The organism is Jeotgalibacillus proteolyticus (assembly GCF_002926065.1).
Taxonomy (GTDB): Bacteria; Bacillota; Bacilli; order Bacillales; family Jeotgalibacillaceae; genus Jeotgalibacillus; species Jeotgalibacillus proteolyticus.
This window is the reverse complement of the sequence record NZ_PREZ01000003.1, coordinates 26284-46533: the sequence shown is the minus strand read 5'-3', so window position 1 is coordinate 46533 and position 20250 is coordinate 26284. Positions and strand designations below refer to the sequence as shown.

Below are 20250 nucleotides of genomic sequence, written 5' to 3'. Positions count from 1 at the left end.
CAGTTGTTTTTAGCTTCTTCGTATTTTTTTGGATAAAATATTTCCGGTTGATTGAAGTGCCTGTACCATAATGATCAGGATGCCGAGTGTGATATACATCGTCGCCGTGTCAAATCGCTGATAGCCGTAAGTGATCGCTAAATCACCAAGACCGCCGCCCCCGACAGCCCCGGCCATTGCGGACGCGCCGACAAGTCCGACAGTCGCGATTGTCATTGCAAGCACCAGTGAGCTGAGCGCCTCAGGCAATAGGAAGCGGAAAATAATTTGACCTGGTGTTGCCCCCATTGCTTCCGCTGCTTCAATAACGCCTTTATCCACCTCTAATAGAGAATTTTCAATAAGGCGGGCGATATAAGGGCCTGCATAAAAGACAAGCGGGACAATTGTAGCGGATGTACCGATTGATGTGCCGACAATAAAACGGGTAACCGGGACGATTGCAACTAAAAGAATAATAAACGGAACGGATCTGAAAATATTCACAATGCCGTTTAGCGTGTTAAAGATTGAAGCATTTTCCAAAAGATGTCCTTTTCTTGTGATGACAAGTAGGATTCCAAGAGGCAGGCCGATGATCACAGAAAATACGAGGGAAAAAGAAACCATCCAGATTGTTTCCCAAAGTGCATCAATGATTTGTTCAGAACTAACTAGCATGGTGAATCACATCCTTTACAGTAATGCTCTGCTGCTGGATGGAGAGAAGAGCTTTTTGTATTTGGTTTCGTTCACCCATAAATTCAACGATTAAATTTCCGTACGGGATTCCCTGAATTTCAGTGATATTTCCGTACAAAACGTTTAAATCCAGGTCAAATTCCCGGGATATTTTAGAAAGAAGCGGGTGCCCGGTTGAACTGCCGGTAAATTGAATGCGGTAAACATGGTTGTTCTTTTTATTTCTGATGTCGTTTAAAATACTTTCAGGTAAATGGTCGTTCATGATCGACCGAACAAATTTCTGCGTTGTCTGATGCTTAGGATCGGTGAAAACATCAAAGACTGATCCGTGCTCAAGAACAACGCCATTTTCAAGAACAGCCACCTTATCGCAAATTTCCCGAATGACACCCATCTCGTGCGTGATAATAAGAATGGTGATCTTGTATTCTTTATTTATTTTTCGAAGCAGATCCAAAATCGATTGAGTGGTTTCAGGATCCAGTGCGGACGTTGCTTCGTCACAAAGAAGAACAGAAGGGTTAGTCGCAAGCGCCCGTGCAATGCCGACACGCTGCTTCTGACCACCGGACAATTGATCCGGATATTGATCTGCCTTGTCATGTAACCCAACAAAATCAAGCAGCTCTGCCACCCGTTTTGACATTTCTTTTTTGCCGAATCCGGATAAGAGAAGGGGCATCGCGACATTGTGAAAAACCGTTTTAGAATTTAGCAGATTAAAATGCTGAAAAATCATCCCGATATCCTTACGGGTGCTTCTGACTTCTCTTTTAGAGAGGCTGGTTAAATCCTTGCCATGGATAAATACCTTTCCTTTTGTCGGGCGCTCAAGAAGATTGACACAGCGGATCAGTGAGCTTTTTCCGGCTCCGCTAAAGCCGATGACACCAAATATTTCGCCCGTTTCAACGGTCAGGTCAATGCCCGACAGCGCATTAACCGCATTGGACCCTTCCCCGTAGGTTTTCGTTACTCCTTCAAATTGAATCATGCTTACATCCTCCCTGTTTTATATCCGTCTAATCTAATAAGATAAGTTGGTTTAAAAGTTGGGGGAGGCTTACCTGCCTCTATCAGAGGAACAAAAAAGCCTCTCCCTGTAAAAACAAGAAGAGGCTGCATACGCAAACACCTCTTCTTATCTCTCAGACAAATGTCTGCTGGAGTTGGCACGGTGCTTAAAAGTAAGTCCGCTGCCGAGGTATCATAGGGCCAGTCCCTCCACCTCTCGTGATAAGAAGAAATTGTTCTATTTAAATGTTGTCCCTTACTTTACTATGCTTAAATTTTCCTGTCAAACCATTAAGAAAAAATAATACTATTCTGAAAAATGGGAGCGGATACAGACGTAGAGTTTGACATACCCTAATGGGGTATATTAAACTAAAGGTAGAAATAAAGGCAGGGAGTGAAATGAATGGATGTTCTTAAAGCTGATGAAGCTGTTTTTGAGCCTGAGGGTGAACACTGCTCAATGGGCCATGGACGGAAAAGTCACCACTCTGAGGAAATGAAACATAATTTAACAAGCCGCCTGAATCGTATAGAAGGACAAATCAGGGGAATAAAGGGTATGATTGAAAAAGATACCTATTGTGATGATGTGATTACTCAAATTGCAGCGACGCAGTCAGCACTGAATAGTGTGTCAAAGCTGCTGCTTGAAGGTCATATGAAAAGCTGTATTGTCGAACGGATTCAGGAGGGTGACCTTGAAGTAGTAGATGAATTACTGGCTACAATGAAACGATTAATGAAAAAATAGGAGGAATGAATCTAATGGTAGAAGCAGTTACGTTAAATGTGGAAGGCATGTCATGTCAGCATTGTGTGGATGCAATTGAGTCAAATGTACGGGATCTTGGTGGAGTGAACGAAGTAAAAGTAAACCTCCAACAGGGAACTGTAGACGTTGATTTTCAGGGCGGATTCGTTACCCTAAGTGAAATCAGAGCAGCAATTGAAGAACAGGGCTATAAAATAAAATAATAACAGGGGTGTGAGGCTTTTGCCGGCGCCCTTTCTTTAAAAGAAAAATATACCCAAGTGGGGTATAGGAGAGTGAAAGAGATGACAGCAGTAAAAAATGAATTCTCAATCTCCGGAATGACTTGTGCTGCCTGTTCGGGAAGAGTGGAAAGAGGACTTGTAAAGCTTGAAGGTGTCGAGACGGCATCCGTTAATTTAGCTTTGGAGCAGGCAAGTGTTTCGTATGATCCGGACAAGCTTTCTCTTCCTGAGATTGAACAAAAAGTTGAGGATCTCGGGTACGAGGTTGTGACAGCTAAAACAGAGTTAGCCATTACCGGAATGACCTGTGCTGCCTGTTCCACAAGAGTTGAGAAAGGTCTCAGCAAGCTTCAGGGAGTAAGGTCAGCAAATGTAAATCTTGCGCTCGAGCAGGCCACTGTAGAATATACAAAAGGCGTACTTACGAATCAGGATATCATCAGACAGGTCGAAAAGCTCGGCTATGGAGCAAAGCAAAAGGAGCAGGAGGGCCAGGGAAAGGATTACCGTCTCGTTGAAATTCATAAGCAGCAGCGGAGATTTTTCATTTCAATGATCCTTTCGCTTCCTCTTCTTTGGACAATGGTGGGGCATTTTTCCTTTACGGAGTGGATGTACGTGCCGGATATTCTAATGAATCCATGGGTGCAGATGGCCCTTGCGACCCCGGTTCAATTCTACGTTGGTAAATCATTTTACACAGGTGCCTATAAAGCGCTGCGAAACGGTAGTGCCAATATGGATGTGCTGGTGGCGCTCGGTACATCGGCTGCGTATTTTTACAGTGTCTATCTGGCCCTTGAAATGCTCGGTATGCCAGGGCACCAGATGGGTCTTTATTTTGAAACGAGTGCTGTGTTAATTACGCTCATTGTGCTTGGCAAGCTGTTTGAAGCGAAGGCAAAAGGAAGATCCTCTGAAGCGATTAAAAAGCTGATGGGGCTTCAGGCAAAGACAGCAAGTGTTATCCGTGATGGACATGAAGTAGAAATTCAGCTCGAGGAAATGAAAGCAGGGGATGTGGCGGTGGTTCGACCGGGTGAGAAAATTCCGGCGGACGGCGTGATCCTTGAAGGCAGCACAGCTATTGATGAATCCATGATCACAGGAGAAAGTGTGCCCGCAGACAAAGCATCAGGAGATCCTGTTATTGGGGCCACCATTAATAAGCATGGATTTATTAAGGTCAAGGTCACAAAGGTAGGGAGTGATACAGCCCTTTCCCAAATTATCCGGGTGGTTGAACAGGCGCAGGGGTCAAAAGCGCTTATTCAGCGTCAGGCGGATAAAATATCGGGCATTTTTGTGCCGATCGTTGTTGCGATTGCCATTCTTACTTTTAGCGTGTGGATTCTTTTTGTGAGCCCTGGTGAGTTTGCACCGGCACTTATCGCAACAATTTCTGTTCTTGTCATTGCCTGTCCGTGTGCACTCGGTCTTGCTACGCCAACCTCCATCATGGCGGGCTCCGGCCGTTCAGCAGAGTACGGTATTTTATTTAAGGGCGGAGAGCATTTGGAAGCCACCCAATTGGTGGATACCGTTGTGCTTGATAAAACAGGAACGATAACAAAAGGAGAGCCCGTGTTAACGGAAGTAGTAGTATTTGGGGATCGTTCTGAGGCTGAGCTTCTTTATTTCGCAGGATCAGCTGAACAAGGGTCAGAGCACCCGGTTGCTAGAGCAATTGTTCAGGGTGTGGAAGAGAGGGAGATCAAAATTTCTTCTCCCCGTAAGTTTGATGCCATAACTGGATTTGGAATTCGTGCAGAGGTGGATGATAAAAACATTCTCATCGGAACACGGAATCTGTTAAAGCAAGCAGCTGTTTCGGTTGAGGAAGCGGAGGAGAAAATGCTTGCTCTTGAGAAAGCCGGGAAAACAGCCATGCTTATCTCGATTGATCATGAATTAGCCGGGATACTAGCCGTAGCTGATACGATAAAGGAAACCTCAAAAGAAGCCATTACCCGTCTGCATAAAATGGGGATTGACGTTTTGATGATGACAGGAGACAACGCTCAAACGGCTCATGCGATTGCAGAAGAGGCCGGAATAACCAGAGTAATTGCTGAGGTTCTTCCAGAAGGAAAAGCGGACGAAATACGAAAGCTTCAAAAAGAGGGAAGAGTTGTTGCCATGGTAGGAGACGGCATAAATGACGCTCCGGCATTAGCTGTGGCAGATATCGGAATGGCCATTGGAACAGGAACTGATGTGGCGATAGAAGCTGCAGACATCACCCTAATCCGCGGCAACCTCAACAGCATTGCTGACGCCATTTTGATGAGCCGTAAAACAATGAAAAACATCAAACAAAACCTTTTCTGGGCTTTCGGCTACAACACCCTTGGCATCCCTATAGCAGCCATCGGCCTACTAGCTCCGTGGGTAGCAGGAGCCGCCATGGCCTTCAGCTCCGTATCTGTCGTCCTAAACGCCCTCCGCCTCCAACGGGTCAAACTATAAGAAAACTAATGAAAACTAACATACCCCCCATGCGCATAAGAACGCATGGGGGGTATTTTTCGACATGTTTTGACAGGTGCCTGTCACTTCGCGAATTGAATTCGACAAGTGCCTGTCACCGCTCGATGCGTCACCGCTCGATGTCATCGTCCAGCTCAATAATCTTTCCGATTCCTTCGATGAGGAGGGAGTCGGGTGTTTGGCTGTAGAGGTGGAGGCGGTGCATGGCTCTGGTCATGGCGACGTAGAGCAGTTTGCGGTCGAGTTCGCTGTTTTTGTATGCTTCGTTTAGTGATGGGATTAAGACGGCGTCGAATTCCAGTCCTTTTGCCAGGTGAGCTGGGAGCAGGGAGACGCGGTCTTTTTTTAAGTCTTCATGCTCAGCGATTAACTGAATCGGCAGGGTGCTCTTTTTAAAAAGCTTGAAAATGTGCGTGCATTCAGCCCGTGTTTTTCCAATAATCGCGATTGAAGTGAACCCGTCCGCTTTTAGTGCTTCGATATCCTTTTCCATTGTTTCACACATCCTGTCCCCAGAGATGGGATGATAGACAGGCTTTTTCCCATGGCGCACGACAGGTTCAACAAGCGGGAGGGATTCCTCCATTTTTGCTAAAACAGCATTTGCTGCTTCCATAATTTCAATGGTGGTCCTGTAGCTTTTTTGAAGCGTAAAATAATGCGCCTCCTTGAAAATTTCTTTTTCTGCATAGTGCCAGTCACGCATCCCGCGGTAGGAATGGATCCCTTGAGCGAGATCTCCGACAATGGTAAATAAGCTGGTGTCGAGAATTTTCCTGAGAGACGCCATCTGGAAGTAGCTGTAGTCCTGGGCTTCATCAATGAAAACACTTTTTACCCTGGCTTCATCCTGAAGACCATATAATTTGCCCTGAAGATAATAGATTGGCGCTAAGTCCTCAAGCTCAAATGATCGCCTGGAGAAGATCCTCATGCTATGTTCCATCAGCAGCTCCACTTCCTTTTCGGACAGCTCTGGAGCTGCTGCCTGAAGAAGTTCCTTTGAAGAAAGAAGCTCTTTATATAATTCAATAGCCGTTTTCTTTTCAAACGTTTTCATATACATTCTGACAGTGGAGCGGGCTTCCTTTTTAATTGCTTCAGTTCTTGACGCCTTCGTATCCATAATGGAGGTGACTTTTTTTCGTCGCTTTGCATCATTTCGTATTCCGTACAAAGCTTTTTCCAGTGCTCCATCATAAACGTCTTCTATTTTTTTAAGAATGGTCTTTTTCTTTGTGCGAAGATGGTTTTGAATGACGCCTTTTATCTTGTCAAAGCGTCTGTAAATGGGCAGATAGCAGTAATCATCTAAAAACAGTGCCCTCAGCCGGTTCCCTCTAAGGATGCGGAATTTTTCAAGCATGACGTCCTCTTTAGGGGCGAGGGAACTTTCGACAAGTGCCAGGTACCTGTCGACGATGGCTAAAAACTGCAGGGAGCCTTTAAACTGTGAAAGCCACTTCAGCTCTTCACTTGATTCATTTTGTTCAATCATCGCTAACAGCTTTTGGTCAGGATCCAGAATCTTGAGGTTATGTCCGATCGCTTCCTTCATGTAGTCAATGAGGGTGGTCTGTTTGATTTTCTCTACGCCAAGCTCCGGTAAAACGTCTGAGATGTATTCGATAAAAAGCTTGTTTGGGGCAAGGATCATAAGATTAGAGGGATGGAAGGTTTCACTGTTGACATAAAGAAAGTAAGAAATCCGGTGAAGAGCAATCGTTGTTTTTCCGCTCCCGGCAGCCCCCTGAACAATGATTGGTCGGTTGAGCGGTGCACGGATAATATCATTTTGCTCCTTTTGAATGGTCGAAACAATTTCAGTCAGCCGGTTATCGGCATTTCCTGAAAGGGATTGCTGGAGCAGCTCGTCTGTTGTGGTAAGGTCAATATCCTGAATGCCGAGCAGCTGGCCTTTTTCAATCTGATATTGTCTTTTAAGGGACAAAAAGCCTTCCGTTATTTCGTCGTTCACTTCATATTCAACCTCGCCAAGTCTGCCGTCGTAATAAACATTGGCCACGGGAGAACGCCAGTCCACAATAATCTGCGACTGGTTTTCGGGGTTGTGAAGGGAGGCTTTCCCTATGTAGAGTTGTTCTTTTTCTTCATTTCTCTTTTGGTAATCAATGCGGGCAAAATAAGGCTTATCATAGACATTTTGGAGTCTTTTCGCCTGGTCGGTGTTCATTTGCAGCAGGTTTGCCCCTGTTAGGAGGTTCATATAGCTTAAACTGCTGTCCAGTGAGTGAAGCGTTTCGAAGGCTTCTTTCAAATGTTCCCGGGCGCTGCCGGCACTCTTCTGAGAGGAAGCCAATGCCTGATCAATGTAAAGCCGTGTGAAGATTAAACGGTCAATTTCGTCTTTAAAATCGGGGTGTTGTTGAGAAGAATTACTGGGTTGGTTTGTCATTTCCCTGTCACCTCATTCGCATGATAGTCGATCGCAGCCGCGAAAAAAGAGCGTTTACAATCGTACCACACCGGCATAAAAAAAAGAAGAGGAAATGTAAAATTTCCCCTTCCGTTTTTTTATGGCTGTGAAATATCAGTAAGAGCGTCGCCGGCTTCGTCATTTGCTTGAGGTGAAACGGCCAAATCACCGAGTGAAACCATTCCAACAACTTTTTCGTTTTCAACAACTGGAAGTCTTCGGACCTGCTTTTCAGCCATAAGATTTGCCGCTTCCTCAGCAGTAGTGTCCTGTGTAACAGAAATCACTTCATGCGTCATAACCTGATCGATCTGTTTTCCTTTATGCTCAGCAACTCCACGGATAACGACATCACGATCGGTTACCATCCCAACAATTTTCCCTTGATCAAGTACTGGGAGAACACCGATATTTTGATCCTTCATCATTAAAGCAACCTGTTCGATTGAATCAGTTATTTCACAGGAAACAACCGTGCTGCTCATTACATCACGTACATTCATTCCTACACCTCCACGTATTTTAAAAACACTTGTTAGTATTGGAACAGAGTGGGATTTTATTCGTTTTTTCTGCAGATTCAAGGAGCAAAAAACACCCAATCTTTTTTAAATGTGAGCGATGTCACTTTTTGTCCTCAAAATTATTATTTTTCTGAAGAAATCACGGTTAATTTTATGGACAGGTGGTATTATAACGGTAACAACCCGAATAAAAATTTTGCGAAAAATGAAACCATAATTAAATGCAAAACGTAAAATAATAAACCCGTAAAAAAGTGAGGTGTCGATCATGGCTAGGGATAATGAAAGTCTTAAAAGGATGATTGTCAAGCTGTCAGAAGTAGGTGTGAAAATCACAAAAACAAAATCACGTCTGGAAGTCCTTGAATCTGTAAAAGGCCCGCATGAAATTTCTAGTACATGATCAGCAGTCCCATATGTTACACAAAAGCAAAACTGGAAATTACATAGCGACCAGAAAGGTGCTCATTAAATGATGGGGACCTTTTTTATTTTGCAGTTTGAAGTGCCTGGCACCACCCGAACCATGTCGACTGCGTTCGACAAATTCCGGGTGGTGCCAGGCACTCCGTATCAGTAATTAAGAAAAAATTAGATAAAAATGCGGATTTATTGTAAAGAAGATGACGGAAAAGGTGCTTTGAATGATGAAAGAGGGTATAGGGGAAAGTAAGAAAAAGGAGGGACGAAAAGCGATGTATGAATCAGCGATGTTAATTTATAATGGCAACGCCGGGCAGAAGGAAGTAGATAAGATTTTGGCTCAAATTATTGGCCCGCTCAGCCTGAGTATACCGAATCTTACACTTCTTCAGACGCAAAAACCGGGTGATGCTGAGCATTTTTGCAGGCAGCACGGGGAAGAAGTAGATCTGATCATTGCTCTTGGCGGAGACGGCACGGTGCATGAATGTATCAACGGTATTGCTCCGTTAGACCGGCGTCCTGCATTCAGTATTATTCCTGCTGGAACATGCAACGACCTTGCAAGGTCTTTACAAATTCCTTTAAATATAAAGCAAGCAGCAGCTCTCATAACAGAGGGAGGGATAGAAGCTGGCATAGATATTGTTCAGTCCAATGAACGATATTTTGGAAACTTCTGGGGCACCGGCTTGATTGCCCAGGCTTCAGAAAACATAGATCAGGATTCAAAAGGAATGTTTGGAAGGTTCAGCTATTATGTTAGCGCACTTAAAACCTTCTCAGATCCTAGTCGTTTTTCATTTGAGATCGAGTATGACGGGCAAATGTTAAAGGATGAGGCGGTTATGCTGTTAATTCTAAATGGTAGATCTATAGGCGCAACGGAATTTCCTCTTTCATCGATTCAGCTCAACGACGGTCTTGTCGACATTATGGTCGTTAAAGAAGCAGGGTTTCCGTTATTTAAAGAAATTATCTCTGCTAAAACAACGGTAGACTGGGAGCAGGATAAAGAAACGATCGACCATTTCCAGGCTTCTTCAATAGCTGTGTCAATCCCGTCCTCACAATTAATCGATCTGGACGGAGAGCACTACGACGGGGATACATTCCGTATAAATGTACTAAAAGAACATATTAGAGTCGTTAAGCCAAAGGTGGTTACTGAATAAAAAAAAGAGGCACCTCTCTGCCTCTTTTTTTAAACCTCTTCCTCAGAAGAAAACATATAGGTTTTATGATGGAAACGCATCGAAAAAACAAGACCGAGCGCAAACATTACACCCATCAGCGAGCTTCCCCCGTAACTGATCAGAGGGAGCGGAATTCCGGTAATTGGCAGAACCTGTATCGTCATGCCGATGTTTTGGAAGGCATGGAAGGTAATCATACTAATAATTCCGGCACAGACATACGCATTAAATGGACTCTTTGTTTGCAGGGAGACCTTGGTCAAATGATAAATTAAAAGGAAAAACAAACTGACAATGATACTGGCACCGATAAATCCATACTCTTCTCCAACTACACTGAAAATGAAGTCGGTATGATTATCCGGCACATAAACCTGCCGATTCTGATAACCCTTCCCGAAGATCTCTCCTGATCCGATCGCACTCATGGAAGTAGTAAGCTGATAGGCATCCCCTGAAGAGTATGTATATGGATCAAGCCACGAGTAAATTCTGCGAAGCTGGTAATCATCAAAGTAGCGTGTAATAAGCGATGGCGCAAAAATAACGATATAAATCAGTGTCGAACTGACTGCACCAATCGCCAGAAATGCCGGCAGAAGAAGCTTCCAAGTGATCCCGGACACTAAAACGATACCTGCTGCAATGGCCATAAATACAAGCATGGTCCCTAAATCAGGCTGTGCATCTATTAATACTAACGGAACACCCAATACGACCCCAATTTTCGTAAGCATCCAAAGGTCTGTTTTAAAGGTGCGCTGTGCAAAGTTCTCATTATGGGAGGCAACGACTCTAGCCAAAGCAATAATCGTAAAGGTCTTCATGAACTCTGAAGGCTGAAGCGTTCCGAGAACCGGGAACCTGTACCAGCTGTATGCTCCATTAATATAAGGCACGATGCTTGGAGGTGCTACAAGGAGACCCACAAGTAAAATAACGCCAAACCCATAAAGCACCCATGCCATTTTTCGGAACTGGTCCATATCGAGGGACATTGTAATTCCGATAATGATAAATCCGAGAATATAAATCTGCCCTTGCCTGAGGGCAAAATTAGTATTTGTAGCAGCGTATTGACCGGTTGTCTGAGCGGAGGCAATCGCAAGAACGCTTGCGATCATAAAGAAGATCAGTAAAATGACCAAGGTCCAATCAATACGATCTGATAATTTATTCTGTGTGTTCAATCTATTCACCTGAATTCTTTCATACTTTAGTAAAGAAAAATGTGTAAAAATTGATGGCTAAGGGGCATATTACTGTCATTACTTTATATATCCTTTTCACTTCTACTAGACTATCAAAATCGGGGGTAATTCTCAATTCTCATTAATCTTATTACTTTAACATGATTCAACAAGTAAAAGGAGTAGAAATTGCATCCCTTTTAAACAAATAGACGAATTTACTACAATAAAGTTTCTTTTATTTTTTTTTCTGCAGGATTTGGTACAATAAACTTAAAAAAAGAAGGGTGATGGTTATTTGAAGTCCAATGCGGGTTCACATGAATGGGTTTATTTGCATATAAACTCAGGCCAAAACTATGTGCTGTCGAACGGCATTGAATTTAGAGACTTTTATTTCGCACTATCACAGCACTTCCATCACCTTTTATTGTTAAAGCACCAGTACGAAAATGCTTCTTATAATATGCATACGCATATGGAATACGTCAGTTCAGATGAAAAGGAGAATCTGCTCCGGGAACCGATCTCGAGCTACGGTGATTTCTGCTGGATTGATTTTGAAGATGAGGCAGGGCTTGATGAGATGACTGCGCATGAAATAGCGGAGCTGCTGTATTTAGGTCATATGAAGCAGCATCTGCGCGCACCTTTCTTTCGTAAGCTTAACAATCAATTTGTTTATCTCGCAGAAGAGGATGGGGAGCTAAATCGCATCTACTATAGAGATTGGACACTTTTTTATTCCATGCTTAGCCAGGTGCTTACGGCAAAATGGAACCAACACCGTAAAAGCAAAGGGCTGATAAAGTGGAAGAAGGAAAAAGCAGTTCCTGATATTCCTAAAGAGGTAATCATGTCAATAGTACCTCTTCTAAAAGAAGGAGCGATTATTTCCTTCCAGCATGCGTCAGCAGCTAAGGGAAAAGTGGAAATTCCACTATGGCTTGTCGGGGACTATGAGAGTCTTGACGACCTTGAAGAAGAGACTAGAGCGAGGATAAAAGATCAGCCCTCCGCCTGGCTCACCTATGAACGGAAATCAAAGGAATGGACTGCTTCTGTCAAGCAGACGTCCTGAGATTTTAAAACAGCTGTCTATTCAGACGGCTGTTTTTTCTATGCATTTTTCCCAATCGTTGATCCGGATGCAGCCGCTTTGCGTTATCTTTTTAATGGAAAAGGGGATACACTAGAGTAAGAGAATAGAACTAGGAAAATTATTGAGAGTGGTGATGGTTTGAAAAAAACAATGGCGGTGCTGACGGGAATAGCTGGCTTATTCCTTATGGGCTGTTCGAATCATACAGAAGATACAAATGCAGCCCAAAATATTAAGGATAAGTCTTGGGAAGAAATCCTTCAGGAGGCAGACGGAGAAACTGTTCGCTTGTATATGTGGGGCGGAGATGAAGGAATTAACCAATACATAGATGAATATGTAAAACCGGAACTTCAGGCAGAGCATAATGTCACACTCGACCGGATCCCTCTTGATACAAATGAAATTATTCAAAAGCTTGAAACGGAAAAAAGGGCTGGGCAGGATGACGGTACGATCGATCTTATCTGGATGAATGGAGAAAATTTCAAAAGAGCCAAGGAAAACGATTTGCTGTTTGGTCCGTTTACAGATCAAATCCCGAGCTATCAGGCCTTTTATGATACTGAGAGTCTTGATTTCCAATATGACTTTGGAACCGAAACGGATGGGCTTGAGGCGCCATGGGGGAAAGTGCAATTTGTGTTTCACTATGACGCATCAAAAATACAGGAGCCACCTGCGACACTGGATGAGTTAATGAAATTTGCAGAAGAGAATCCAGGGAGGTTCACCTACCCTGCAGCAGGAGATTTTACAGGTGATGCCTTTATTCGCCATGTCTTATACGGTAAGGCCTCATCCATTGAGCAGCTCCTTGATTCACCTTTTTCAGAGGAGGTTGCTGAAACAGAGTCCGAGGAGGTATGGGCGTATTTAAACGACATGACTCCACACCTGTGGAGAAGCGGGGCAACCTACCCTTCATCGCTTACGGAGCTTGACCGCCTATATAGCCAGGGTGAGGTCTGGATGACGATGGGCTATAACGAAGCAAGGGCAGAGGACCTTGTTGAAAAGGGTATTTTCCCGGAGACCACCGAATCCTTCGTGCTTCAGCAGCCCGGTTCAATTGGCAACACACATTTCCTATCCATTCCTGATAACAGTCGGGCTAAAGAAGGGGCGATGGCAGCGATTGATTTCCTGCTTTCACCAGAGGCTCAGCTGGCTAAGCTGGAACCTGCTTATTGGGGAGAAAATACACCGATTGATTTAGCGCTTCTGGATGACGAAGACAAAGCAGCGTTTGAAGAGCTTGACCGGGGGGAGACCGTTATCGATCAGCAGACACTGACTGATGCCTTCCTTCCTGAAATTGATGCAGAATATGTCCCGTGGCTGCAGGAGAAGTGGATCGATGAAGTGGCTTCACAATAATCGATCCGCTGTATTGCTGGCGCCAGCGCTGCTTTTTCTGCTGCTCGTCCTTTACAGCCTGACAATGTCCTTTGTGGAAAGCATAAGAGGGGTAGACGGGTGGACGTTTGACTATTACCAGGGTCTTTTTCAGGAGCGCCGCCTCTATGCCTCGTTTGGCTACAGCCTGACGATTACGCTCATTTCCACCTTACTCTCTATTGCTATTGGCTGGGGCATTGTCCGATCTTTTCACACCTTTATTGAAAATAGTCCCGGCAAATGGCTTGTGTGGATTCCAATGCTGTTTCCCCACTTTGTTTGGGGCTACTTTGTTCTTTTGCTGCTTGGTCAAAGCGGTTTGATTTCCTCCGCCTTATTTGGCCTTGGGTGGATCGAAGAGAGAGATCAATTTCCGGTATTCGTTCAGGATCGAAATGGAATCGGCATTATCACAACATATCTTTGGAAAGAAATTCCCTTTGTCATTCTGATGCTTTTGCCTGTGTATGCCCAGCTGCCCAAACAATATGGAGAGGTAATTCAAGTGCTCGGCGGTTCAAAGCGGCATATTTTTAAAACGATTGAATGGCCCTGGGTAAAGCCGGTTTTACTAGAGGTTGCACTGATCCTGACCGCTTTTATTTTTACTGCTTATGAGGTGCCGGCATTACTTGGCGTGCAGTATCCTCAAATGACAGCTGAGCTTGCTTATGATTGGTTTTACGGAGTGAGCTGGGATGAACGTTCCTATGCGTTCGCGCTGTTGTTTATCGCTGCAGCTGTAATGGGGTTTATTGCGCTTATCTCGTTTATGATACTTAACCGGCAAAGGTGGCTGATTTCAAAAAGCCAGCACAGCAGATAGGAGGAATAAGATGAAACGGAGCCTGTTTTATAGTTTAGCTATCCTGTTTTTTCTTTTCCCTGCCATTTTGCTGGGATTAAAAAGCGTCACACCGATTTGGAGATGGGGAGAGCCGCTCTCTTTTAACTGGACGCTTCGGGGATGGACCTCCTTTTGGATGGATGACCGGATTTTACATGCCCTTTGGCTGTCTCTTCTTATTGCCCTGACTGTTACGCTGATTAATCTGGCAGTTGGCATGATGGCTGGAAAAGCACTATCTCATTCCTCCTTTAAAGGAAAGAGCATGCTGGAAACGCTGCTGCTGCTTCCGCTCTTTGTCCCTGCGATGGCAGCTGCAATTGGCCTGCATATCACAATGATCAGGCTGGGACTTGCAAACCACTGGACGGGAGTGGTGATTGTTCATCTTGTGCCAACGATCCCCTACACGATAAAAATTATGAAGGCAGGCTATGATCGTCTTGGCTCTGACCTTATCGATCAATCCCGGATGTTAAAAGCAGGGCCTTTTCGCACCTTCAGAGAAATCGAGCTTCCATTGTTACTGCCAAGTGTCAGAAGCGCTGTTTTCCTGGTGGTAACGATAAGCATGAGCCAATATGTGCTGACAGCGATTATCGGGGGAGGAAGTGTGATTACGCTTCCTATCATTTATTATCCGTTTTTGCAGTCAGTTGATGATACGGTAATGGCCGCTTTTTCTATTGTTTTTGCCATTTTGCCTGTGTTTGCCGTTTTAATCATTGAGCTCATCTCAAGATTTTTTATTACAAAGAATTCTTTTTTTAATCGGGGTGCTGTATGAAAGAGGCATATTTTTCCTTAGAAGGAGCAGCAAAAACATATGGTTCAAAAACCATTTTCCAATCGATAAACCTGTCTCTTAATGAAGGAGAGATTCTATCAATTGTAGGTCCTTCAGGAACGGGTAAATCAACTTTACTCAGATGCATCGCAGGTCTGGAGTCGTTTTCCTCCGGTCATGCAAACCTTCAGGGGAAACAGTTTGATGGATATAAGGTCCAGGATCGGCCGGTTGGAATGGTTTTTCAGCAGCCATTATTGTTTCCGCATTTAACTGTTCTTGAAAATGTGATCTATGGTTTAAAATTAACGATGTCCCATAGGAGTGCAAAAGCAGAAGGAATAACCTATCTGAAGTCTGTGGGACTCGATGAATACCTTAATGAATATCCCCACTCTCTGTCAGGCGGACAGCAGCAAAGAATTGCACTCATTCGGGCGCTAATTGTTAAACCGAAGCTTCTGCTGCTCGATGAACCCTTCAGCAGTCTTGATCCTGACAGAAGAAGAGAATTGCGTGACTGGGTACGAATGCTTCTAAAGGAAGAGCGAATGACAGCTCTATTTGTAACCCATGACAGGGAGGAATCCATGCTGCTTGGAGACAAGGTCGCCATTTTAGCTGAAGGGAAGATTCAGCAGACAGGGGATCCGAAGCATGTTTATGAGAATCCTGTAAATGAATATGCAGCCAGACATTACGCTGATGCAATCGTATTAAATGAGACGATATATGCGTTAAACCATGATGTGAAATGGAGTACATCACACGAAACCATACCAGAGGACACGATTTCCCTTAAAGCAGAGTGGATTAATCAGACCTATCAGTATGGGGAATCTTATGCTCATGTTAAACTGGTAGAAACGAATAGACGCTGCATCATTCCGGAAAAGGGACATTTTTCTTATGTTAAACCTGGAAGTAGAGGATTTATTTGGGTGAAACAAAGGGATGTTCGTCTTTTTGACAAGGAGCAGGTAAATGAATGAAAAAATAAAACGAATTCTTCCTATAGCTTTATTTATCATAATAATTGGACTGCTGCTTTGGTTTAGCAACCGTTACATAAACGTGAGTCCTATGGAGATTCAGCAATGGATTCAATCCTTCGGTGTGTGGGGACCGCTGCTTTTTATCCTAATCTACACCTTCCGCCCTTTAATACTTTTCCCATCGTCTATTTTGTCACTGGCCGGGGGTCTGGCATTCGGAGCTTTGCAGGGGTTCTTCTATATTTTAATAGGCGCTACACTCAGTGCCATCGTTGCTTATTTTGTTTCACGTTTTTTTGAAAAATCTATTGTACAAACGAACGAAGAAGGACGTATTTTCAAAATTAGAAGGCTGATGGAGGAGAGAGGATTTTTTTATGTTCTCATTTTACGTCTTGTGCCTGTCATTAATTTTGATCTTATTAGCTATTCAGCTGGTCTTGCGAATGTGAAATTCCGGGCGTTTCTATTAGGAACCATGGTAGGCATTATTCCAGGCACATTTGGCTTCAGCTTTATCGGTTCAAGCTTTGCTGAGGGAAATACTAAGGCGATTGTCATCAGTATTATTGCCGGTGCAGTTCTTTTAGCCTTTCCGATTCTTTACCGGAAAAAGGTTGCAGAATGGCTGGGCCTCGAAAGTAAAAGCTGAGCCTTTTTAGGAGTGATAGTGAATGCTTGATACACATGCCAGAAAATATGTGCAGCCTTTTATTGAAAAGGGTGCTGACAGACTTTTAAAAAAGGGGCTTACCGCTAATCAGGTAACGGTTTTTTCTTTTATCATCGGGGTCTCGGCAGGACCGCTCGTTTATGTCGGGCAGCCTCTTGCTGCGGTTATCTTATTATGGCTGTCAGGCTACCTTGACGCAGTGGACGGATCAATGGCCAGAAAGACAAAAACCTCACCGTTTGGAACAGTCATGGACGTCACCTTTGACCGCATAGTGGAAATAAGCGTCATTCTTGGTGTTGCTTTTTTATACCCGCATATTTTATGGGCAGCGCTGCTTTTAATGGCGTCCATCGTGATCTCCATGACCATCTTTTTAACGGTTGGAAATGTGTCTGAAAACAACGGTGTAAAATCCTTCCGTTATCAGGCGGGACTGGCTGAGAGAACGGAAGGCTTTATCTTCTTAACAGTCATGATGCTATTTCCATCGATTCTGCTTTGGTCCACATTAGCATTTTTAGCTGTGGAGCTTTTCACTGCAGGGCAGCGATTTCTTGAAGCGAAAAGAATATTGTCGTAAAAAACAGGCCTCTCTTGAAGTAGAGTCCTGTTTTTTACTGAAATGTATGAATAAAGTTTTTGTCTATGTGGTTCTTTAATTGCCACATGATCCTCCCGTATAAGGAATGGTTTCCATATAAAAGCAGCCCATGGCGTCTGCCTGTCGATAAGATCGCAAGGGTTCTTTTTTGCGGCTTGTAATCGATAAGCGGTTTTTTTGATAAATAGGCCGTAAGATTATGCCACAGAACAGGGCCCTGGCGAACTGCATGCACACCGTTTTTCTCTAATTCTGGTGCATTGGTTAAGCCGATGCAGTCACCAGCTGCGAAAATTTCAGGAAAATCGATGCACTGCAGCATGCCATTAACCTTCAAGAAACCTTTCTCATCCACTGGCAGGCCCGATTTCTTAAGCACTGCAGGAGACTGGGCTCCTCCAAGATAAATCACATGTTGAAATGGAATGATTATTTCGTTAGCTGTCATGATCTTGTTTCCTTCAATCGACTTTGCACGTTCACCGGAATAAAGCTGAATCTCACCTTCCTCTAATAACTTCTCTACTTTTTTTCCAGCACTGGAACCGCGTCCTTTCAGCAGTTCATCAGCATAAATAAGAGAAAGCTTGTCGTACCTTCGATGATGCTTGTTCTTCCATGCTTTTAAGGAAAGAATCATCTCACAGGCAGCCGCTCCTCCTCCAATAACGGCTACATGAGGCGAATGACGCAATGTATTTATAAAATCCGGAAATTCATGAGCAGGCTTTAATGGCGCCTGAGCTTCCTTGAGTCCTTTAATAGTTGGGTTAGAAGTATGGGAGCCAATATTGATTGAAAGGACATCATACGAAAAAGATCCGTTTTCCGTGTGGATGGTCCTGTTGACAGGATCGATGTTTTCGAGACTTCCTTTTATAAAGGTACAATTTGCCTTAACAGCAGCCTGTTTAAGATCAATTCTGATTTCATCAATTGTGTAAAGCCCTTCAATAAACCCTGAAAACATTCCCGAATAATAGTGATAGTTATCCGCTGAAATCAAAATCCACTTTGTATCAGGCACCGGATTGGTCTTGAGCCTCTTTAACAGGGATAAATGCGTATGCCCGCCCCCAACGAGAACAATCGTTTTCATAAAAACCCTCCCTCTACGCCTAATAGAAACATCATACAGAAAAATAACGGACAAAAGCAAAGAAACATCCACAAATAGAGAAGGAGAGGGGCTCAAATAACGAATTAATGATGTAGTTTATGTGCAGCGGCGTTCATGTTTGAAAGGCGAAGAGAGGAGATGATTAAAAAAAGATTTTATTCCTTAATAAGCTGCTTTCGAAGAACCAAACAAGTTACCCAGAAGTTGATTGAAGTGGAAGGGGCTGACTCCTGCGGGAAGAAGCGGGAGCTTGAGATCCACTTGCGAAGAAAGTTAGCTCAAGCCCCGTCCCGCGGAAAGCATGCCCCTGCAACGGAAATCAACACGCCACATTTAAAAGAAAGGGTCAATAAACGATCTAATATAAAGGAGAGATAAAAATGATTTCCAAGCTTGGACAAGTCATGCTTTATGTCAACGATCAGGATAGCGCTGTGGCATTTTGGACAGAACACATGGGATTTATCGTGAAGGCGGAATCATCCCCCGGCGACATGCGCTGGATCGAAATTGCACCTTCAAATGGAGAAGGGACAAGCATTGTTCTGCAGGACAAAAAATTTATCCAGCAAATGGAGCCCGAATTAAACGTCGAAACCCCTTCCCTCATGTTCTTTACAGAAGCCCTTGATGACCTTTACAGCGGCATGACCGAAAAAGGCATAACCGTTGGTGAAATCGTCGAAATGGGAGGAGACCGTATCTTCAACTTCGCTGATCACGAGGAAAACTATTTCGCAGTAATGGAAAAAAGGAATTAAACAAACCAGAAAAGCGGCAGCAGAGGAAACCTATGCTGCCGCTTCTTTTTATTCGTATAAGGTGCAATCAGAATATTTTTACCTGAAGTGAGACATAGATTTGGTTTTCCTTTTAGGCATGTAGTAAGATAAATGGATTAAACAAACGGAAATTAAGGAGCTTTTTTAACAGGGAAAAGCTGTACAACATATAACAAACGGCCATCCGCTAAGGGTGCCTTTTTTACTGTGTCCCTAATGAAAAAGCATTCTTACAGGCAAAAGCTCATCTCGGAACGACCGGAGGGCTTTTGCAGACAGGGTTTCATGTTGGGAAGGAAGATCTAAATGGCTTGGCTTTATTTAATTGCAGCAGGCATTACAGAAATCATTTGGGCGCTTGGGCTGAAATTTGCTGAAGGGTTTACCCAGCCGGTGCCTTCTGCTATTACGATTGTTTTTATTATCATCAGCTTCCTGCTGTTTTCAAGAGCAATGAAGCAAATTCCGGTCGGAACAGCATACGCGGTTTTTACCGGAATTGGTGCAGCCGGCACAGCGCTGATTGGCATTCTGGTATTTGGTGAATTTGTCAGCATCGCCAAGGTATTCTTCCTGCTTTTATTAATAGGCGGGATCATCGGCTTGAAGCTTGCGGATGCGAAAGAGGCAGTTAAGGCAGGTGAACAGTAAATGGCATGGACAATGTTGATTATTGCAGGATTATTTGAGGTTCTGTTTGTCCTCATGATGAAGCTTTCAGAAGGATTTACAAAAATGAAGTATACAGCAGGTGCGGTCATTTTTGGGGGCATCAGCTTTTATCTACTGTCACTTGCCTTAAAAGTGATTCCGATAGGAACGGGCTACGGCGTTTGGACAGGTATTGGCGCTGTCGGAAGCGTATTGATCGGCATGATCTTTTTTAAAGAAAGCAAAGATACTTTAAAGCTCCTGTTTGTCGGAATGATTATTGCCGGCGTGGTAGGATTGAAGCTGGTATCCGGGTAATAACAGGAATATT

At 43.8% G+C, this 20250-nt stretch carries 21 protein-coding genes and 1 riboswitch; of the genes, 15 read left to right on the top strand and 6 right to left on the bottom strand.

Going from position 1 to position 20250, the window contains the following annotated elements:
* Positions 1 to 9 precede the first annotated feature (9 nt).
* Together C4B60_RS07175 and C4B60_RS07170 are read right to left on the bottom strand one after the other, a co-directional pair.
* Positions 10 to 660: a methionine ABC transporter permease gene (locus C4B60_RS07175; protein ID WP_104057328.1), complete on the bottom strand. Its 651-nt coding sequence runs from the start codon at positions 658 to 660 to the stop codon at positions 10 to 12.
* Positions 650 to 1678 (bottom strand): methionine ABC transporter ATP-binding protein, encoded by a 1029-nt coding sequence (locus tag C4B60_RS07170; protein WP_104057327.1) that lies wholly within the window; start codon positions 1676 to 1678, stop codon positions 650 to 652. Before C4B60_RS07170 ends, C4B60_RS07175 begins: the two co-directional genes overlap by 11 nt.
* Positions 1679 to 1822: 144 nt before the next feature.
* A riboswitch (SAM riboswitch) is annotated at positions 1823 to 1927 on the bottom strand.
* 234 nt (positions 1928 to 2161) lie between these two features.
* On the opposite strand from C4B60_RS07170, the gene C4B60_RS07165 reads away from it, so the two are divergent.
* The 3 genes from C4B60_RS07165 (at position 2162) to C4B60_RS07155 (ending at position 5166) form a co-directional block, all read left to right on the top strand.
* Positions 2162 to 2452, top strand: coding sequence for a metal-sensitive transcriptional regulator (locus C4B60_RS07165; RefSeq protein ID WP_104057880.1), 291 nt, complete (start codon positions 2162 to 2164; stop codon positions 2450 to 2452).
* 14 nt (positions 2453 to 2466) lie between these two features.
* Entirely contained in the window at positions 2467 to 2676 is a 210-nt protein-coding gene (gene copZ / locus C4B60_RS21600) for a copper chaperone CopZ (protein WP_104057326.1), read from the top strand.
* A gap of 81 nt (positions 2677 to 2757) precedes the next feature.
* A complete protein-coding gene (locus tag C4B60_RS07155; RefSeq protein ID WP_104057325.1) occupies positions 2758 to 5166 on the top strand; it encodes a heavy metal translocating P-type ATPase in 2409 nt (802 codons plus the stop codon).
* A 130-nt stretch (positions 5167 to 5296) separates the two neighbouring features.
* Here C4B60_RS07155 and helD read toward each other — a convergent pair whose 3' ends face one another.
* Both helD and C4B60_RS07145 read right to left on the bottom strand, forming a co-directional pair.
* Positions 5297 to 7603 carry an RNA polymerase recycling motor HelD gene (gene helD, locus C4B60_RS07150; RefSeq protein ID WP_104057324.1) on the bottom strand — a complete coding sequence of 769 codons (2307 nt, stop codon included), beginning with the start codon at positions 7601 to 7603 and terminating at the stop codon, positions 5297 to 5299.
* A 119-nt stretch (positions 7604 to 7722) separates the two neighbouring features.
* Complete coding sequence (locus tag C4B60_RS07145) at positions 7723 to 8127, bottom strand: CBS domain-containing protein (RefSeq protein WP_104057323.1); 405 nt, start codon at positions 8125 to 8127, stop codon at positions 7723 to 7725.
* A gap of 289 nt (positions 8128 to 8416) precedes the next feature.
* Here C4B60_RS07145 and C4B60_RS21815 point away from each other — a divergent pair, with 289 nt between their 5' ends.
* Both C4B60_RS21815 and C4B60_RS07140 read left to right on the top strand, forming a co-directional pair.
* Positions 8417 to 8551: an Lmo0850 family protein gene (locus C4B60_RS21815; protein WP_280632257.1), complete on the top strand. Its 135-nt coding sequence runs from the start codon at positions 8417 to 8419 to the stop codon at positions 8549 to 8551.
* A 244-nt stretch (positions 8552 to 8795) separates the two neighbouring features.
* A complete protein-coding gene (locus tag C4B60_RS07140; RefSeq protein WP_245153902.1) occupies positions 8796 to 9746 on the top strand; it encodes a diacylglycerol/lipid kinase family protein in 951 nt (316 codons plus the stop codon).
* Positions 9747 to 9775: 29 nt separating this feature from the next.
* Here C4B60_RS07140 and C4B60_RS07135 read toward each other — a convergent pair whose 3' ends face one another.
* Positions 9776 to 10957 (bottom strand): FtsW/RodA/SpoVE family cell cycle protein, encoded by a 1182-nt coding sequence (locus C4B60_RS07135; RefSeq protein WP_104057322.1) that lies wholly within the window; start codon positions 10955 to 10957, stop codon positions 9776 to 9778.
* Positions 10958 to 11255: 298 nt separating this feature from the next.
* Here C4B60_RS07135 and C4B60_RS07130 point away from each other — a divergent pair, with 298 nt between their 5' ends.
* The 7 genes from C4B60_RS07130 (at position 11256) to C4B60_RS07100 (ending at position 17345) form a co-directional block, all read left to right on the top strand.
* A complete protein-coding gene (locus C4B60_RS07130; protein ID WP_104057321.1) occupies positions 11256 to 12038 on the top strand; it encodes a hypothetical protein in 783 nt (260 codons plus the stop codon).
* Positions 12039 to 12197: 159 nt separating this feature from the next.
* Complete coding sequence (locus tag C4B60_RS07125; protein WP_245153901.1) at positions 12198 to 13439, top strand: ABC transporter substrate-binding protein; 1242 nt, start codon at positions 12198 to 12200, stop codon at positions 13437 to 13439.
* Positions 13420 to 14286, top strand: coding sequence for an ABC transporter permease (locus tag C4B60_RS07120; RefSeq protein ID WP_167578596.1), 867 nt, complete (start codon positions 13420 to 13422; stop codon positions 14284 to 14286). The genes C4B60_RS07125 and C4B60_RS07120 overlap by 20 nt, the downstream gene beginning before the upstream one ends.
* A 10-nt stretch (positions 14287 to 14296) precedes the next feature.
* Positions 14297 to 15094, top strand: a complete 798-nt coding sequence (locus C4B60_RS07115; protein ID WP_104057319.1) for an ABC transporter permease — start codon at positions 14297 to 14299, stop codon at positions 15092 to 15094.
* Complete coding sequence (locus C4B60_RS07110; protein ID WP_104057318.1) at positions 15091 to 16086, top strand: ABC transporter ATP-binding protein; 996 nt, start codon at positions 15091 to 15093, stop codon at positions 16084 to 16086. Before C4B60_RS07115 ends, C4B60_RS07110 begins: the two co-directional genes overlap by 4 nt.
* Complete coding sequence (locus C4B60_RS07105) at positions 16079 to 16741, top strand: TVP38/TMEM64 family protein (protein WP_104057317.1); 663 nt, start codon at positions 16079 to 16081, stop codon at positions 16739 to 16741. Before C4B60_RS07110 ends, C4B60_RS07105 begins: the two co-directional genes overlap by 8 nt.
* A 22-nt stretch (positions 16742 to 16763) precedes the next feature.
* Positions 16764 to 17345: a CDP-alcohol phosphatidyltransferase family protein gene (locus tag C4B60_RS07100; RefSeq protein ID WP_104057316.1), complete on the top strand. Its 582-nt coding sequence runs from the start codon at positions 16764 to 16766 to the stop codon at positions 17343 to 17345.
* 34 nt (positions 17346 to 17379) lie between these two features.
* On the opposite strand, the gene C4B60_RS07095 is transcribed toward C4B60_RS07100, so the two are convergent.
* A complete protein-coding gene (locus C4B60_RS07095) occupies positions 17380 to 18465 on the bottom strand; it encodes an FAD-dependent oxidoreductase (protein WP_104057315.1) in 1086 nt (361 codons plus the stop codon).
* Positions 18466 to 18866: 401 nt separating this feature from the next.
* Here C4B60_RS07095 and C4B60_RS07085 point away from each other — a divergent pair, with 401 nt between their 5' ends.
* The 3 genes from C4B60_RS07085 (at position 18867) to C4B60_RS07075 (ending at position 20237) form a co-directional block, all read left to right on the top strand.
* Positions 18867 to 19247, top strand: coding sequence for a VOC family protein (locus tag C4B60_RS07085; protein WP_104057313.1), 381 nt, complete (start codon positions 18867 to 18869; stop codon positions 19245 to 19247).
* A 327-nt stretch (positions 19248 to 19574) separates the two neighbouring features.
* Positions 19575 to 19919: a DMT family transporter gene (locus C4B60_RS07080; RefSeq protein WP_104057312.1), complete on the top strand. Its 345-nt coding sequence runs from the start codon at positions 19575 to 19577 to the stop codon at positions 19917 to 19919.
* Positions 19920 to 20237, top strand: a complete 318-nt coding sequence (locus C4B60_RS07075; RefSeq protein WP_104057311.1) for a DMT family transporter — start codon at positions 19920 to 19922, stop codon at positions 20235 to 20237.
* Positions 20238 to 20250: the final 13 nt, after the last annotated feature.

Coding starts and splice junctions, on each gene's coding strand:
- C4B60_RS07175 (WP_104057328.1), bottom strand. CDS start 660: ATGCTAGTTAGTTCTGAACAAATCATTGATGCACTTTGGGAAACAATC.
- C4B60_RS07170 (WP_104057327.1), bottom strand. CDS start 1,678: ATGATTCAATTTGAAGGAGTAACGAAAACCTACGGGGAAGGGTCCAAT.
- C4B60_RS07165 (WP_104057880.1), top strand. CDS start 2,162: ATGGGCCATGGACGGAAAAGTCACCACTCTGAGGAAATGAAACATAAT.
- copZ (WP_104057326.1), top strand. CDS start 2,467: ATGGTAGAAGCAGTTACGTTAAATGTGGAAGGCATGTCATGTCAGCAT.
- C4B60_RS07155 (WP_104057325.1), top strand. CDS start 2,758: ATGACAGCAGTAAAAAATGAATTCTCAATCTCCGGAATGACTTGTGCT.
- helD (WP_104057324.1), bottom strand. CDS start 7,603: ATGACAAACCAACCCAGTAATTCTTCTCAACAACACCCCGATTTTAAA.
- C4B60_RS07145 (WP_104057323.1), bottom strand. CDS start 8,127: ATGAATGTACGTGATGTAATGAGCAGCACGGTTGTTTCCTGTGAAATA.
- C4B60_RS21815 (WP_280632257.1), top strand. CDS start 8,417: ATGGCTAGGGATAATGAAAGTCTTAAAAGGATGATTGTCAAGCTGTCA.
- C4B60_RS07140 (WP_245153902.1), top strand. CDS start 8,796: ATGAAAGAGGGTATAGGGGAAAGTAAGAAAAAGGAGGGACGAAAAGCG.
- C4B60_RS07120 (WP_167578596.1), top strand. CDS start 13,420: ATGAAGTGGCTTCACAATAATCGATCCGCTGTATTGCTGGCGCCAGCG.
- C4B60_RS07115 (WP_104057319.1), top strand. CDS start 14,297: ATGAAACGGAGCCTGTTTTATAGTTTAGCTATCCTGTTTTTTCTTTTC.
- C4B60_RS07110 (WP_104057318.1), top strand. CDS start 15,091: ATGAAAGAGGCATATTTTTCCTTAGAAGGAGCAGCAAAAACATATGGT.
- C4B60_RS07105 (WP_104057317.1), top strand. CDS start 16,079: ATGAATGAAAAAATAAAACGAATTCTTCCTATAGCTTTATTTATCATA.
- C4B60_RS07100 (WP_104057316.1), top strand. CDS start 16,764: ATGCTTGATACACATGCCAGAAAATATGTGCAGCCTTTTATTGAAAAG.
- C4B60_RS07095 (WP_104057315.1), bottom strand. CDS start 18,465: ATGAAAACGATTGTTCTCGTTGGGGGCGGGCATACGCATTTATCCCTG.
- C4B60_RS07085 (WP_104057313.1), top strand. CDS start 18,867: ATGATTTCCAAGCTTGGACAAGTCATGCTTTATGTCAACGATCAGGAT.
- C4B60_RS07080 (WP_104057312.1), top strand. CDS start 19,575: ATGGCTTGGCTTTATTTAATTGCAGCAGGCATTACAGAAATCATTTGG.
- C4B60_RS07075 (WP_104057311.1), top strand. CDS start 19,920: ATGGCATGGACAATGTTGATTATTGCAGGATTATTTGAGGTTCTGTTT.